This is a genomic window from Arachidicoccus ginsenosidivorans (genome assembly GCF_007971385.1).
Lineage (GTDB): Bacteria > Bacteroidota > Bacteroidia > Chitinophagales > Chitinophagaceae > Arachidicoccus > Arachidicoccus ginsenosidivorans.
The window spans coordinates 1,043,362-1,060,640 of the sequence record NZ_CP042434.1; the positions used below are offsets into that span (position 1 = coordinate 1,043,362).

Here is a 17,279-nt window from a genome sequence, read left to right on the forward strand (position 1 = left end):
AGCCAGACCTAACACTTTATACCCTATGCACTCACCAGACTTTATGCTATCCAAATTATTACCTTCCTTATACCGCTGACGCATTCGCCTTAAGTCTTTCCACGATCAAAGAGTATCTTTGGGACGGTTTCATCTGGCTCTAATATTTTGCGTGAGCATGCGTACTTTCTGACAAGTCTACATCAATTTACCTTCGTAAAAAGTAACACAAACTTGCGCCCTACCCCATCACCAATGCCTCAAGGGGTAATTTTCTAAACCTGGCATAAGCCAACGCTTCTGGCTCCGCCAGCTTCAATATTTGTTTTTGTGCAGCAGTATTTAAGGGTGTAAAGGGTAATAGCTTTATTTTGAGTCCTGTTTTAGCACCTTTGTGGATTTGTTTTTCAACCTGCCAACCGGCAATAACCTGCCCCTTTTCAACAACAGCCGGTCTGAATAATCCGTTCACCGTTATAATCTGTTTATTATAGGCAGCGGGCAACATGGCCGTCCGATCTTTATAACTGATCAGGTATTCGTCAAAGGCGGCCAAAAATTGCAGATTTGCATCTAACCTTTCAGAAATTAAGGCTGCAAGGCCTGGTCTTCCAGCGCTTATATTTGATGCCATCTGATAATAGGCTGTGCCTGCTGTTTGTTGCTCTTTTAAAAATGGATCTTCCGCTAGCATTATCTTATCTCCTAAGGCTGCAATCGCTTTTTTGATCTGTGTAATACCTAAGCCAGACCACCAGGCAAAATCCTGCAAACTGGCAGGACCTCTGGTGGAAAAGTAACGGCTGGCTAGCTGCTGAACGCCAGCCTGGTCCTTAAGTGTATTTTTAAGTTTTTCTGCCTTTTTATAATTTTTGCCCAATACTTTTTCAAGTAATGCGTAAGTATGCTTGTCATTACTTACAGGGCCACTACAAATAATCCCCTGCAGTTCAGCATGCATAATATAGTGATTGCTGCGGTATTCATCCATTGCAAACCCTAATTGGGTGAGCGCTGTGATCAATTCCTGCCGACTTAAATGCGGGTGTTTTTCCAAAATGCGGTAAATAGCCTTGTCCGAACGGACATATTCTTTTTCCTCAATACCCAAATGCTTATCTCTTGAAAAAAGCGTCTTTTTAATTGCGGGGCCAGTCAATTGTAATATCCAAAGTAAATCCTCTCCAGAAAGTAATTGCCATGTTGGCCTAAGTGCATGGGTACGCACGATATGTCCTTTTTCCAATGCCTTTTGAACGTCTGCTGCTGTCACGGCCTCGCCCCGTGAACATAAACTAAGTCTTTTCCCAATGGCCCACTGTGTCATTTCCAGATGTTGCGCCTGCAATGCGCCCATTTTTTGAACCAGTGTCTGTACAGTAGACACCTCATGACAAGTAAGTAATTGCGCCTTCATTCTAGCGGCAAGAAGTGGATGGTCTTTATTTCCATCCTTTATTTTGGAGGTCGTAGCCATAGTACTGCCAATGCTTTTTCGAGTTTATTTTCCTGAATACATTTTTGGGCATATAAGTGCAGTGCTTTATAGCACTGCACGTCATTTAAACCTGCATTAAAGATAGCTATTATCTCTGGCAAGAACTTTAATTCAGCTAACTGTTTTTGGGTAGGCAACTGCTGCATATTGCCTAGTCTGCCCAGATCATTGCCGGTAAGAATCTCCGATAACTGTGCACTTTTAGGTAACTGATCAACGCCGATCCCCATTGTGCGCAGTGGTTTTTCCACTTCAAATAAATTCTCAGGTGTTACTCTAAGGTACCAATTGGCGCCCAATCTTGCCACCAAATCGATTTTGGCCTGATCAATCTGCCCCTGATCATTTAGCACTTCTTCCCTTAAATGAATTCTAATAATTTCTGCAAAGACCAGGTTGCCTGCGCCAGGGCCAGTTCCCAGTGGTTTTATTTCAGTAATTTTACATTCCAGCTGCATAGGCGACTCCAGCACCCTTGGCGGGCGCACTAAATCAGCGCTTTCCATTGTAAATCCAGCCTTTTCAAACTCATTGACACCTTTCGGATACTCCGTACTGGACAGACTGGTTTGCTGAACCATACTGTAACTTACAATATTAATGACTGCTTCAGGCACTTCCAACACATTTTCCAGGGAATGTTTAGTGGTATTATCCCTGACCCTTCTGGCCGGAGAAAATATACAGACAGGCGGATTAGTAGAAAAAAGATTAAAAAAACTAAATGGACTCAAATTTATTTGCCCTTCCTTATTGATGGTAGAGACAAAGCAGATCGGCCTGGGTGCAATCCCATGTTGCAGACAGAACTGCAGATCGGCTATGGACATAGCGGCTGGGTCCAGGCTACGAATTGATGACATAGCATACTTGCTTTAATTTGCGAAACGAAAATTTACGATTATTCTAATTATAAAATGGCCAATAAATCATTGACTAATGGCTCATTTTAAACATTCTTTTTTAGGGCCAATAGCGAAAAGCCACCGGCATCTTTGTCTAACACCATCACATTTTGCAGGCTGCCCAAACCGGTAATTTCCAGTTCTACCTGATCCATAGGTTGCAGCCACTGAACCGGATAATCGGGATCATTGAGTTGTCCGGTCCCGTTAAGTTCTAAAAAACAACCCGTACCAACTGTGCCGGAACCGATCACATCGCCGGGCAGAATGTCTGCACCATAGGCACACCTTTCAATAATCTCGGCAAAGGTCCAGTCCATGTCTTTTGCATTTCCTGCAGATACCTGTTTACCGTTAACTTTGCAAGTCATTTGCAGATCATAGCTTTTACCGGTATGGCCTTGTTTGGTGGTTGAAAGAAAAGGGGCAAGTTCATCTGGAGTAACCAGCCAGGGTCCAATAACCGTTGCAAAATCTTTGCCTTTTGCCGGACCTAAATTAAGTTTCATTTCCTCCATTTGCAGGGTTCGTGCGCTTAGATCATTCATAATGGTAAATCCGGCAATATAATCATCCGCCTCGGCGGCTGTTATATTGCGGCCTTTCTTACCAATTACAACGGCTATTTCCAGTTCAAAGTCTAATCGCTTAAAATGATCGGGCATCAGTTTTACATCACCGGGGCCTACAATTGCATTATGGTTGGTAAAGTAGAAAATAGGAAACTGGTCGAACTCCGCTATCATGTCTACTTTTCTGTTTCTTCTGGCGGTGGCCACATGCTGTCTAAAAGCATATCCGTCTCTGCAGGATGTAGGATGCGGTACTGGTGCAATCAGCTCATAGAATACCTCTTCTTTATAAAGTTTACCTTGTTCCAGCTGTTGATGCACATCTGCAGCCCTTTTCATTAGCGGCGCCTCCCCAGCTAAAAAGTCCCGCATATTATCCGGGATTTGTTTATCACAGCTATTCAGGTTATAGATATGTCCTTTATAATATATCCCAAGGTGTTCGTAACCATCCGTTTTGTAGGAGACCAGCTTCATAAATAAATCGTTTTTATGGTTCTTGCAATAGTGTAAAAAGGCTTTTTTCTGCCAATTTGCTTATCTAAGCCTTTTTACACACAATTTACGGGACGAAGCTAATAAAAATTACTACAAAAACTAACAATTGTTATAAAAGTTCTATAAATTCGCGGCCAGTGACGGCTGTTCCTTAAAGAAGCCGTAACTTAGACTTATCTTAAATTAAATAGGATAACAACCATTTATGATGCATTTGGCAATTCAATATATCACCAAGACCTATAGCTCCCTGGAGTTTAGGGCACGTTTCCAGCACCAACTGGTAGCGAAGTTGGTTTTTGCCCAATATTGATCCTGGATCTTGCCAGAGGGCCACGACCTTAGCCATAGCCATAGCAAAGGCGGTGCACCCCCCTTTTATTTTGTCCTAATTGTCCCTAATAAATAATAGAAAAGTGATATTTGGATTAACCAAACCGCTAATTCCTCGTCACTCATTATTCATTCATGCTTTTAAATTTCACTTGGCTTTCTGCCCATAACAGAAAAGTAGAGAAAAGCGGCCAGTGAAGCTAAACGAAAACAAAGCAAGTGAAGGAACATTAAGTCAAGAAAAGGTAAATACCGGTAAGGGCGCAAAAGGTCTTCGTTATTACCATTCCAATTCAATTTACTTAAATCATTACAGTTATGCCTTTTTATCATCAAGCAGGCAGTATTCCGCACAAAAGACATACCCAGTTCCGCCAGCCGGATGGCAGTCTATACGCGGAAGAATTAGTGTCTACCGAGGGATTTTCCAGCGTATATTCATTGGTTTATCATACGCATCCACCTACACTGGTTAAAATACTAGGAGATCCTTATGATGTGTCACCAGTAATCGCCCGTGAAAAACATTTAAAACATACCAGTCTTAAGGGGTTTAATATTACTCCCGTAGATGATTACCTGGACAGCAGAAAGCCGGTGCTGGTCAATGACGACCTTCATATTATCCTGGCTGCCCCAAAACAGTCCATGACGGATTACTTTTTCAAAAACAGTCAGGCAGATGAAATGATTTTCGTTCATAAGGGATCTGGCGTACTAAAAACCGGCTATGGAGAAATCACCTTTGGTTATGGTGATTACCTGATGATCCCCAGAGGTACCATCTATCAGATGCACTTTGATGATACAGATAACCGGCTGTTTATTGTGGAAAGTTTCAGCCCGTTAAGGATTCCAGGTAAATACCTCAATAAGGCAGGGCAATTAATGGAACATGCCCCTTACTGTGAAAGAGATATCCGGATTCCCCAAAACCTACAAACCAATGATGAGCAGGGCGATTTTAAAATTCTGATCAAAAAACAAGGGTTAATTTACCCCTATATTTATGGGACACATCCCTTTGATTATATCGGCTGGGACGGTTATCATTATCCATGGGCTTTTTCGATCCATGATTTTGAACCCATTACCGGCAGGCTCCATCAGCCACCTCCCGTCCATCAGACCTTTGAAGGGAAAAATTTTGTGGTTTGTTCTTTTGTACCCAGAAAATATGATTATCATCCGCTTTCTATCCCTGCACCCTATAATCACTCCAATGTTGACAGTGACGAAGTGCTCTATTATGTGGACGGAGATTTTATGAGTCGCAAAAGCGTGGAAAAGGGACAAATCACGCTGCACCCAGGCGGCATTCCACATGGCCCCCATCCGGGAACCGTGGAAAAGTCCATCGGCAAAGAAAGTACGGAAGAATTGGCCGTTATGATTGACCCATTCAGGCCTTTAAAATTGACTGAATATGCCATCGGTATTGAAGATCCTGATTATTATAAAAGCTGGCAATCGCAGTAATCATTTTAGACAGGCATACTGATTAAATGGATCCAATAAGTGATCAACAATTGAATCAAACCAGGAACAAACCCATAAAAACAAAAAGACAAATATTTAAAATATTATAATAACCAAAATGCATTCTATAATCAAACCAAAGCACCCACCTGTCAAAAATGTCATGCGCAGTTTAGGCAGAAAGGTAATTATGGCCATGTGGTCAAAAGCAAAAATGCGCTGCTGCGCACAGGCGAACCTTTGAGTCGTCATTACTGAACAGCGCCTAGATGTGACGTAGCGACCACAATTATTATTTGAGCAACAGCATTATTCTAAACAATGTACATAACAAAAAATATTATGCAAACTAATACAGATACGACTTCAGGTAACCTACCAGAAACTGCACACAAGCAGCCAGCAACATTTGCCGAAAAAATAGCCAAGGCCGAAAACTTTCTGCCTATTAATGGCACGGATTACATTGAATTTTATGTAGGCAATGCCAAGCAGGCGGCACATTATTATCAGAGTGCCTTTGGCTTCCAGCCAGTGGCCTACTGCGGCCCTGAGACAGGAGAAAGAGCTTTTGCTTCTTATGTATTACAACAGGGGAAAATAAGGCTTGTACTTACAACTGCCCTGCATTCGGATTCAAAAATCGCTGAACATGTAAAAAAGCACGGGGATGGCGTGAAAATACTGGCCCTTTGGGTGGATGACGCCCGTAGTGCTTTTGAACAAACTATTAAAAGAGGGGCCAAAGCTTATTTGCCTCCGGAAAGATTGGAAGATAAAGATGGGGAGATCTGGCGCTCCGGTATTTATACCTATGGAGAGACCGTGCATATGTTTATCGAGCGCAAAAACTATCAGGGTGCCTTTATGCCTGGATATACAAAATGGACACCTGATTACGCACCTGAACCCGTGGGCTTACTCTACGTTGACCACTGTGTGGGTAATGTAGGCTGGAACCGGATGTTGCCTACCGTTAAATGGTATGAAGATGTCATGGGATTTGTGAATATTCTTTCATTTGATGACAAACAAATCAATACGGAGTATTCAGCCCTGATGAGTAAGGTCATGAGCAATGGGAATGGTTATGCAAAATTCCCTATTAATGAACCGGCTGAAGGCCAGAAGAAATCTCAGATCGAAGAATATCTGGAGTTCTATGAAGGCGAAGGGGTACAGCATATAGCTGTCGCTACGCATGATATTGTGGCTACGGTTCGCGCCTTAAAGGCGCGGGGTGTGGAATTCCTTAGCGCACCGCCAGCGACCTATTATGAAGAACTGACAGTGCGTGTTGGAGAGATCAAAGAAGATATCCAACCACTACAGGAATTAGGCATACTGGTCGATAGTGATGAGGAAGGCTATTTATTGCAAATCTTTACCAAACCTGTAGAGGACCGGCCTACCCTTTTCTTTGAAATCATTCAACGCAGAGGCGCGCAGAGTTTTGGTGCGGGTAATTTTAAAGCGTTGTTTGAAGCAATTGAAAAGGAACAGGCGCGCCGGGGCAATTTATAAAAAATAAAAATTTTATCGGCATTTAATAACAAAAGCCATTCATCACCTTAAATAAAGTGGGGCAATCTCCCCATTTTATTTATCTGGTCTGGAGCGTTGGCTAATAATTGGTGTGATTTAAAACGTTTTGAAGGCATAAGTCCCGGCTAGCAAGAAGAAATGGAAGCAGCCCTTCATGTTCCGCGCCGTTCTGCCCTGCTTAAATTTAAAATCCCCAGTCATTATTTTGTTTTACAACAAAATAAAACCGGGGATTTTTCTTCACCTAAAAAACCATGCTTATTTGTTAAGTGAGCTGCAACTTGGCTGTTAGCCTAGCCGTCATTCGCGCAGTTCTACTTTTATCTTTTTACGTTTGGCAAGTTTGGCGATGAGCACAAACCACACAGGCACAATAAAGATGGCCAGCGAGGTAGCGGCAACCATTCCGCCCATTACCGTCCAGCCAATGGTCCTTCTGGATACCGAAGCGGCACCTGAGGCGAAAGCCAGTGGCATTACGCCCAAAATAAAGGCCAGGGAGGTCATAAGGATCGGTCGAAGACGAATCTGCACCGCGTGCAGGGTCGCCTCGACAATATCTCGACCCTGCTGCACCCCTTCATTTGCAAATTCCACAATCAGAATGGCGTTTTTGGCCGCCAGACCAATCAGGGTAATCATACCAATCTGGGCATAAATATTATTGGTCAGATCTGGCAGGAAGTGCAAGGTCAGCATGGATCCAAATAATCCGACCGGTACAGCGAAAAGTACCGCAAACGGGACGCTCCAGCTTTCATACAAGGCTGCCAAAAACAAGAATACGAATATAATAGAGGCCGCAAATACGAGTGCTGTACTTTGACCTGCCTTGATTTCTTCTCTGGACATACCAGAGAATTCATAACCATAGCCTTCAGGCAATACCTGAGCGGCTACTTCCTTAAGTGCATCAATGGCCTGACCGCTACTATATCCGGGCTTGGGCGCCCCTGAGATTTCAATGGAACGATAAATATTAAAGTGAGAAATAACAGCCGGCTGTTCGATGGTCTGTACAGAATCGATTAAAGAACCCACTGGGATCATATTACCGACGGCATTTCTTACGTAATAGTCATTCAGATCTGATGGCGTTGCCCTGAAAGTGCTGTCTGCCTGTGCCACGACCCTAAAGTTACGGCCATACAGGTTGAAGTCATTGATATAACTACTACCTAATAGCGTGGACATCGTGCTGTACACATCTGATACCTGGACACCCAATTTACGCGCTTTATCTCTATTGACATTTATCTGATAAGCCGGTGTCTTCGTATTAAAGAAGGTATAAGCCATCGCGATTTCCGGGCGTTGAAACAGTGCACCAATAAACTTCTGGGCGACTCCTTCAAACTGCTGAATATTATCTGTACTACCGCGTTGTTGTAATTCAAAGGTAAAGCCGGCTGTTGCACCCAGGCCTGGGATGGCCGGGGGCCCGATGGCCATAACAGTGGCTTCTTTAAATCCGGCGCACTTTTTTTGAATCTCCGCCAGCACGCCATTTAATTTATCCCTGTCGCTGGTACGCTCATCCCAGGGTTTTAATCCGACAAACAGGGTTCCTGAATTGGATTTAAAAGAGAAGTTGGCAATATTTAACCCGGCCAAACCACCCACCACATCTACCGCAGGGACGCTTTGAACAGAGTCCATGATTTGTTTAATCATGGCAATACTTCTGGTCGTGGAGGTCCCTTCCGGCATCTGATAGGTTACATATAAACGCCCCTCATCTTCCTGCGGGATAAATCCGGTAGGCTTGGTTTTGAAAAGATAAATGAGCGCTACGACCAACACAACCAGCAGGCCAATGACCAGCGGTGTCTTTTTGATCCAATTCCCCACCGCTCTGGTATAAGAATGACTCAGTTTTTCAAACCATCTGTTGAATGCTGCAAAGAATTTATTGATCCCACGCGGATGCGCTTCTTTTCTTTATGTGGACGCAGCAGCTTAGAACAAAGCGCCGGTGTCAGAGAAAGCGCCACAAAGGCTGAGATAATAACGGACACGGCAATGGTGATCGCAAACTGCTGATACAGCTGTCCGGAAATCCCCGGAATAAAGCTTACGGGTACAAATACCGCTGCCAGGATAAGGGCGATGGCCACAACAGGTCCGGAGATATCGTTCATCGCCTTTTTGGTCGCTTCTTTGGGCGATATTTGCTCCGTATCTATATAGTGCTGCACCGCTTCCACCACCACAATGGCATCATCCACCACAATCCCAATGGCCAGCACAAAGGCAAAGAGCGTCAGGGTATTAATGGTAAAGCCTAGTGGGATAAAAAATATAAAGGTACCGATCAGAGAAACCGGGATGGCTAATAGCGGGATAATGGTTGCCCTGATATTTTGCAGGAACAAGAATACGACAAGCACCACCAGGATCAGCGCTTCAATAAAGGTATGCAATACCTCATTGATGGACACTTTTACCACTGTCGCTGTTTCATTAGGAACAGCATAATCCACATCCTTAGGGAAGGATTTTTTCATGGTTTCCAGGGTCTTCATGACCCCATCATAGGTTTCCAGTACATTAGCACCGGGCGCCTGATAGATCAGCATGAACGCCGCTTTATGCCCATTGACATAAGGGTTTTTACCATAATCAAAGTGTCCCAGTTCGACTTTGGCTACATCGCTTAAACGAACCAGTGATCCAGTTGTGGGATCTGCTCTTACAATGATATCCTTAAATTCATCGACTGTATTGAGGCGACTATTGGTCAGGACGGAATATTCAAAAGCCTGGTCTACTGGCTGTGGATTACCGCCAATGGTACCGGCCGCTACCTGCAGGTTTTGCCCGGCAATAGCACTGGTCACATCAGATGGTGTCAGTTTAAAGGCCGCCAGTTTTTCTGGATTCAACCAGATACGCATACTGAAGTCATCGCCTACCGCAAATACGTCCCCTACACCTGGTACACGCAAAATCGCATCTTTCAGGTAGATATTGGCATAGTTTCCTAAAAACTCGGAGTTATGTGAGCCCTTAGGTGAATATAAGGCCAGTACCATCATCATATCAGGGTTACGTTTTTTGGTGGTCAGACCAATACGTTTTACCGCATCCGGCAATGTTGGCTCTGCCACACTTACCCTGTTTTGTACGTCCAGGGTCGCTATATCGATATCGGTTCCAATCTCAAAGTTAACGGTAATACTTGCCTGGCCACTACTGGTACTGTTACTGGTCATATAGGTCATCCCAGGCGTACCGTTAACCTGGGTTTCAATGGCCGTGGTCGTTGTCTGTTCAATGGTCTGTGCATCGGCCCCGGTAAATGTTCCGGAAATAGACACCGTTGGCGGCGTAATGCTCGGATATTGTGCCACCGGTAAGATAAATATCGCAATCAGCCCTACCAGCACGATCACGATGGAAATGACAATGGCTGTGACCGGCCGTTTTATAAAAGTATCTGCTATCATTACTAATTTTTTTCTGCTCTAATTAAAAATTGGCTGCTTTTCTCTAAGACTGCTGACCGTTTATTTAGTGGCCGCAGCGGCTGGTGCTCCAGCTGCCGCTGGCGCTCCTATTTGAACTTTAGCGCCTTCTGCGAGTTTTTGTTGTCCCTCTGTTACAATCACCTGTCCGGCACTTAGGCCATTTTTTACGATAATATTTGTACCGATGGGCTGCCCCAGCTCGATTTTATTCTGTGTTACCGTATTGCTATCTGTTACGCGATATACATAGTATTCTCCTAATTGTTCGATAACCGCCTTGTGAGGAATCATTAAGGTGTTTGAACCATTGTCGCTTTTCACTTTAACCGAGGTAGTCATACCGGCTTTCAACATGTTTTTATCATTATTGAAAGACAGCCGCACTTTTACCGTACCGGTCTGTGGATCCACCGCTCTGTCAATTAAATCAATGGAGCCATAATCAGGATAGGTATCCGCGCCAAAAGCCAGGGAAAACACTTTATTTTTAATTTCTGTGCCAGCACCTTTGATTTTTTCAAATCGATAGATTTCTTCTTGCGGCACATTAAAATCTACCGCCATCGGGTTGTCGGTAGAGATCTGATTTAAAACGGTGTTGCCAGCTACAACAGATGTTCCTACGCGCACACTGGAAATACCGATGGTGCCACTGAAAGGTGCATAAATGGTTGTAAATTTAGCATTAGCCCCTACCGCATTCAGGTTGGCTTTTGCAGCAGCTACTTGTTTTTCTGCAGTAGCCAAGGCAGCATCTGCATAATCCACCTGCTGTTTGGCAATAGCGTCCTGCTCATCTAGTTGATGATAACGCTCCGCATCTTTTTGTGCCTTTACCAGTGCAGCTTTCTGAACTTCCAGCTGCGCCTTCGCATTCTGCACATTGGCATCATAAATCTGTGCATCAATGGAATACAGCTTCTGTCCTTTAGAGACATGCTGTCCGTCTTTAAAATAAATCCCGGTTACATAGCCGCTGACCTGCGATAATAAGGTTACATCTTTTAGTGCAGTAACCGTACCTGGATACTGAACATAATAAACAGCATCTCCTGGACGAACGGTATCCACGCCCACAGATACGACCGGCGCTGCACCTGGCCCTGCCTGAGCGGCTTGTTTTTTGGAAGATTTACAGGAGACCGCCAGTGTCAGTAGGGCTGTACCGGCAATGATGGAAAGTTTTGTAAAAGACATCTTATGATGGGTTTAATAGTTTTTGAATGGAAATTAATAATGGATCTGACCTAATGCTTGTTCTACATCCAGTTTATCACTTAATAATTGATAAAGCGCATTGGAGTAATTTACCTGAGCGCTGCGTAAATCCGTTTCAGCTGTGATAACATCCAGATAAATCTTGACACCTGCTTTATATTGTAAAGTGATGGTATTGTAAACTTCTTTGGCCAGTTCTACGTTTTCTTTGAGCGCTAAAAAAGTATTCAAATCGCTTTTGTATACTGCCATGGCCGTCTCAAATTGTGTATTGGCTGCATTCAGGAAGTTTTCCTCATTGAGTTTAACCAGATCTATCTGCAAGCTTGCTTGCCGGATATTTTGTTTTCTCTTACCGCCCTGGAAAATAGGTACACCCAATTGTAGACCGACAAAAGAATTGGGATAATTGGTATTATATAACTTACCAAAATCTTGATTCATATAACTCAGGTTGTAATTAGCAAATGCAGAGAGTGTTGGAATAAAACTCCATTTTTCATATTTAAGGTTCGCCTGCTGCAATTGCTCCTGCGTTTTTAATTGTTGATACTCAATACGATCCATCACATTGACTGTCTGGGTGGTATCAATCATCGCCAGGCCTTCCAATGCAGTGCTGTCCGTATGCAGACTTAAGGGCTGATCTGCCGGATAGCCCATTAATTGCTTTAAATTGGCATATTTTGCTTTTAAAAGTTCTGCATTACTGCGACGCTGTGCCACAACATTATTTAAGGAGATGGTGGCCCTTTTATAGTCAATATTATCCACGATGCCGCCTTTATACTGATTGGTGGCATCTTTCAGGCTGGTCTTTAAACGAATGATATCCTCATCTAATACCAGAATTTGTTTTTGGGTCAGTAAAACGTCATAGAATGCCTTGCTTACATTTACAGCAACATCAATTTTTGTCGCTTCTATGTCCTGCTCGGTGCTCTTTTTGACAATATCTTTGGTAGAAGACGCCAACAGGGCATCCCGGTTAAATATATTTTGCGTCAGGCCAAATTGTATACCAGAGCTATTTCTTACACCGGACTTGGTGGCCGCACCATTAAACAGGGTGGTTGGCAATTGAAAATAGTGCTGATAAGAGGCGTCCATATTAATCTGCGGATACCAGTCAGCCAATTTCCCTTTGATCTGGCTATTGGTTATCTCCTGATTTACATAAGACTGTTTGAGCACCGGGTAATGCTCCATGGCATATTGTACGCAATTTTCTACCGTTGCACTGTCCAGTATTACTGGTTGTTGTTGTGCTTTTAATTGCGCGGTGAGTCCCGTCAGCAAACCTAAAAAACAAATGTATTTTCTCATTATAAAAATTTCTATTGCAAACTTTAGTTATTATTTCACTCGGAAAATTCCCTAAAACAGCTTAAAAGCTAAATTTTATACCAACCAGCCTAAAACCCTTTCCAAAATTAAATCTTTTGATTTGCTTTTTTGTACCGATAAAGCGCTTTTGTTTAATGCTTTTAGCGAATAGACGTTTAAACAACGTTTTTCGCAGTGGCAAAAGTAAACTTTCCCCTCAAAAAAATCAAACAACTGTTTAATTTTTGAATTTTAAAGACATATTTTAACATTAAGTAGGCAAGACTCCATATATTGAGAAAACTAAATTAACTCCTGTTTATCAATGGATAGGGCGAGGTGGCCAGGTGCCATGCTTCGGTGAATTTTTCGGTGAGTAACCTTCTTTTTATTGCCCCAAAATCAGGGTTGTGCGCCCCAAAAATGAAATACCCTTGCCTGGTAAGCTTAAAAAACAAGCGCATAAAGGTTGCCTTTTATCAGCTGCCTTTATGCGCTTTAACTCACTCACAGACAAATAGATGTAATTATTTGCCTATATTTATTCCTAAATAGATCAATTCCTTGGATCTCTTTTAAATTCAATTTTAAATTCTTTGGGAGGTCGTTTACCCAACAAGTTTTTGACAAAATAATCCCACCTGCGCCGCATCATATAGGTACTATACTGTCCATATCCATGATGACTGTTTGGAAATACGATCAGATCAAAGTCTTTACCTGCTTTTTCCAGCGCTTCTACGACCAGCATGGTATTGGATGGCGGTACATTATCATCCATCAAACCATGCGCTAGTAATAATTTTCCTTTTAACTGACCGGCATAAAGCTCATTGGCCTGGTGAGCATAATCTGAATTTTGGACCAGACCGTTATAGCGCTCTCCCCAATCGGCTTCATAATTTCTATTATCATGGTTACCGGACTCCGCGATACCTACTTTAAAGAAATCCGGATATTTAAACATGGCGGCAGCAGTGGCAAAGCCGCCTCCTGAATGCCCCCATATGCCTACTTTGTTGGTATCGATATAAGGTCTTTGGGTAGCCAGTTGCCGGATGGCGGCGATCTGATCGGGCAAGGTATTGGTGGCCATGTGTCCATAGCTCATATCATGAAAGCTTTTTGTTCTGTTGGGATTACTGGAACCTTCCAGTTGCAGGACAATAAAACCCAATTCTGCCAGCGATTGATTGTCATTTCTAGAAGCGGAAAATGACCAGCTGCCTACGCTACCGCCTTGTGGGCCTGGGTAGATATAATCAATGATCGGGTATTTTTTATTGGGATCCAGCTTGGTGGGCAGATATAACAGGCCATATAGATCTGTCTTGCCGTCTGCTGCCTTAACAGTAATAGGGGTTATTGGTTTCCAGCCAATGGCCTTTAGCCTGTCTACGCTGGCTTCTTCAAGGGTCACTGTTTTTTTCCCATCCAGAGATCTGAGTAAGGTCACGGGTGGGACATTAGGTTGAGAATACGCATCCACAAAATGCTTTTCATCCGGGCTAAAGCTAATGGAATGATTACCAACCTCTGGTGTCAGTATTTTAAAATCGCTTCCATCCATTTTTACACTGCAAAGCTGGGCAAAATAGGGATTTTGTTTTTCCAGGCCTACGGCCATAAAATACAGGGTTCTTGACTTTTGATCTACTTTCCTAAGATCCGTCACGATATAATTCCCTTTGGTAATCTGGTTTTTCAGGCTACCGGTGGCTGCATCATATAAATAAAGATGGCCATAATTATCTCTTTCCGAAAACCAGATAAACTCATTGGATTTGCTTAAATACCGCCAGTTGATGGCGTCCCAGCCGGATTCAAACTGAGTGGGGACTGTTTCCTGGAAAACTTCCCTGACAGTGCCCGTGTTCGCATCTGCGATCCTTACTTTTTCAATCTTATGATCTCTTGAAGTCGAAACAAAGGCTACTTTGCTGCCATCCTCACTCCAGTCTATATCATTCATTTTGCCACCACTACTAATATTATCGCTTAGGGTGGACCTGCGTGGGTCTGCCGGCACCTCAAGCATCACGACCCGAGGTTGATCCACATATACTATGCAACGGTGAATTTTAAAAATAGCCGTATCCCCTGGAAGTTCGTATTTCCAGGACTCCAGTTTTGGGGCACCTACATTGGTGGAGACCAGATACATGTCATGGACATTACGCTGATCCTGTTTATAGGTGGCGACTTTTTTAGAATCGGGGGACCAGGCCACTACAGCGCGGTTGGAATGTACCCAACCGGCATTATCAGTACTATAGCCAAAATCTTTAATGCCATCTGTAGTCAACTGGGTTTCCTTACCATCCACCAGGCTTCTGACCCAAAGATTATAATCTCTGACAAAAACCTCTTTGGTTTTATCGGGAGAGATTACGCCGGGCTCTTTGTCTGCTTTTATAAGTGGGCCGTGTTTAATATCAGTTTTGCCAGCATCCGATGCTGTCAATTGATTTTTTCTGGTATCGTAATGCCACCACTGCCTTTTATAGACAAAAGAAACGGTTCTCAGGTCTTCTGAGAACTGAATATTATTAAAAGGCAAATGCTCTCCCTGAATACTGTCTCCAGTTTTGGCGGCCAGTGCACCGGCTAATTTATTTTGATCAAAAGCCGGTTCCCGGCTGCCTTTGCTGGCATTTACCAGTACATACTCACTGCCCTTAGGGGTTAATACTCTATACCAGAACTGATCACCATGATTAATCCAGTTTGGCCGTACACTGGCTCTGTCGACATATTGATTTAGATTGTAGCTGAAAAAGTTTTCGGCTCTTGTATAATCCTGTGCGGTTAAGGCACCCGGATCAACACTTGAGGTTTCAGACTGGGCCCAAACTGGCAGTCCATTTATTACTAAGCCACCCGCGAGCAGCATAGCGATCATTGGTTTTAGCATATGAAATGGTTATTACATGAATTTGTGCGGCTAAGGTAATTAAAAATTGATGTTTGACAACCTGAAAACTATCGATCGTTATTGAAAAGTGTCAGCAATGGAAAAAAATGAACAGGCATTTAATTCAATCCCAATATAAATTAGCCCAACCTCCCGCTCCCAAAGGAGGATTTCACCTATTTATACGCTGTAATGGAAATGCATAGTAATTTAATAATGAAGCAATTGAATAACCATTTAATTAATTTACTACATCTCACTATCCATACAAGGTCTTATGATAGACTTTATAAAGATCGTTATGCAAAAGTCCTTGAAAAGATTACCAAAATTTGTTGCACAATTCTTGTTTCAAATAATGGTAAGGATGACCTGAATTACTTAATTTTGTCTCGCATACATGGATGAATGATCGTGCTTGAACCAAAATATTAAATTTGACCATCTTAATTGCACACACATAATAATAGAATAATATCGTTAGTCTGATTTAAAAGTATTTATGAATAAAAAAATAATCTTAGGATTGCCTGCAGTTTATGGTTTGGGAAATCTCATCAAGGACAATCTACAAATTTTAGGATTCGAAGTAATTGACCTTAGCTTTGATTACAAAGGATTTAAATATAAAAATTTCAACCAACGCCTAATTAATTTTATCCAGAAAACAATTTTTAAAGACAAGTCTTATAAGGACAAGCTCAGGTTTGCGGCGCAAAAACATTTAATGGATAAAAAATTAACCCTTTTGAAAGAAAAGGCTGATTACGCAATAGTTATCCGTCCTGACACTTATCCACCTGAAGTTTTGGCGCAAATTAAAAACAAATCCAACTATTTAATCGGTTATCAATGGGATGGGATGGGAAGGTTTCCATGGATCGAAAAATATATTCCCATTTTTGATAGGTTTTTTATTTTTGATCCCAGTGATGTTCACTTTAATAACCTTAATCTACCTTTTATTGGTAATTTCTATTTTACAATCCCTGAGTTATTAGCGACTCGCCAAGCTGTGGCGACAGGGGCTTATTTTGTGGGTTCTTTTAATAGAGACAGAAAAGAAATTTTAGAAACCTTATCCCCCATTTTAATCTCCGCCGGTATTTCTACAAAATTCTTTCTTTATTCAAGAAAATCAAGAAAAGCCGAAGAGGGTAACAAGAGTTTTACGCTGACTCAAAAAATCAAAACATACGAGGAAAATATTGAAGAAGTAAAATCTTCAAGCATACTAGTAGATATTACCATATGCGCACACAGAGGTCTCTCTCTGAGATTTTATGAAGCACTGTGTTTTGAAAAGAAAATTATTACAAATAACAATTCAGTCAAGGACTACGATTTCTACCATCCTGACAATATATTTATTTATGGGCATGATGATATTAATACTTTGATTTCATTTATTAATAAGCCTTATAAAACTATTGACCCAATCATTAAGGAAAAATACAGTTTTGATAATTGGGTTAGGTATGCACTGAACATACAGCCTTTTCAGCCTATTACTGCTCCAAAAACATTGGATCAATCTTAATA

Annotated in this window: 11 protein-coding genes; 3 read left to right on the top strand and 8 right to left on the bottom strand. The window is 42.3% G+C overall.

Going from position 1 to position 17,279, the window contains the following annotated elements:
• Positions 1-220 precede the first annotated feature (220 nt).
• From FSB73_RS04155 to FSB73_RS04165, 3 genes are all read right to left on the bottom strand, one after another.
• Complete coding sequence (locus FSB73_RS04155) at positions 221-1,456, bottom strand: winged helix DNA-binding domain-containing protein (RefSeq protein ID WP_146780253.1); 1,236 nt, start codon at positions 1,454-1,456, stop codon at positions 221-223.
• Positions 1,435-2,340, bottom strand: a complete 906-nt coding sequence (locus FSB73_RS04160; RefSeq protein ID WP_225974467.1) for a flavin reductase family protein — start codon at positions 2,338-2,340, stop codon at positions 1,435-1,437. Before FSB73_RS04160 ends, FSB73_RS04155 begins: the two co-directional genes overlap by 22 nt.
• 86 nt (positions 2,341-2,426) lie before the next feature.
• Positions 2,427-3,431, bottom strand: a complete 1,005-nt coding sequence (locus FSB73_RS04165; RefSeq protein ID WP_146780254.1) for a fumarylacetoacetate hydrolase family protein — start codon at positions 3,429-3,431, stop codon at positions 2,427-2,429.
• Between the two features lie 672 nt (positions 3,432-4,103).
• Here FSB73_RS04165 and FSB73_RS04170 point away from each other — a divergent pair.
• Positions 4,104-5,264, top strand: coding sequence for a homogentisate 1,2-dioxygenase (locus tag FSB73_RS04170; protein ID WP_146780255.1), 1,161 nt, complete (start codon positions 4,104-4,106; stop codon positions 5,262-5,264).
• A gap of 342 nt (positions 5,265-5,606) precedes the next feature.
• On the top strand, positions 5,607-6,788 hold the full coding sequence (gene hppD / locus FSB73_RS04175; RefSeq protein WP_146780256.1) for a 4-hydroxyphenylpyruvate dioxygenase: 1,182 nt from the start codon (positions 5,607-5,609) through the stop codon (positions 6,786-6,788).
• Positions 6,789-7,109: 321 nt separating this feature from the next.
• Here the strand turns inward: hppD and FSB73_RS26255 are convergent, their stop codons facing one another.
• The 5 genes from FSB73_RS26255 to FSB73_RS04195 form a co-directional block, all read right to left on the bottom strand.
• Positions 7,110-8,660, bottom strand: a complete 1,551-nt coding sequence (locus FSB73_RS26255) for an efflux RND transporter permease subunit (RefSeq protein WP_394344822.1) — start codon at positions 8,658-8,660, stop codon at positions 7,110-7,112.
• Between the two features lie 20 nt (positions 8,661-8,680).
• Positions 8,681-10,258, bottom strand: coding sequence for an efflux RND transporter permease subunit (locus FSB73_RS26260; RefSeq protein ID WP_262712485.1), 1,578 nt, complete (start codon positions 10,256-10,258; stop codon positions 8,681-8,683).
• A 60-nt stretch (positions 10,259-10,318) separates the two neighbouring features.
• Positions 10,319-11,476: an efflux RND transporter periplasmic adaptor subunit gene (locus FSB73_RS04185; protein ID WP_146780257.1), complete on the bottom strand. Its 1,158-nt coding sequence runs from the start codon at positions 11,474-11,476 to the stop codon at positions 10,319-10,321.
• Between the two features lie 33 nt (positions 11,477-11,509).
• Positions 11,510-12,823: a TolC family protein gene (locus FSB73_RS04190; protein WP_146780258.1), complete on the bottom strand. Its 1,314-nt coding sequence runs from the start codon at positions 12,821-12,823 to the stop codon at positions 11,510-11,512.
• A 556-nt stretch (positions 12,824-13,379) separates the two neighbouring features.
• Positions 13,380-15,737 carry a S9 family peptidase gene (locus FSB73_RS04195; protein WP_225974468.1) on the bottom strand — a complete coding sequence of 786 codons (2,358 nt, stop codon included), beginning with the start codon at positions 15,735-15,737 and terminating at the stop codon, positions 13,380-13,382.
• 502 nt (positions 15,738-16,239) lie between these two features.
• On the opposite strand from FSB73_RS04195, the gene FSB73_RS04200 reads away from it, so the two are divergent.
• Entirely contained in the window at positions 16,240-17,277 is a 1,038-nt protein-coding gene (locus tag FSB73_RS04200; RefSeq protein ID WP_146780259.1) for a hypothetical protein, read from the top strand.
• Positions 17,278-17,279 lie beyond the last annotated feature (2 nt).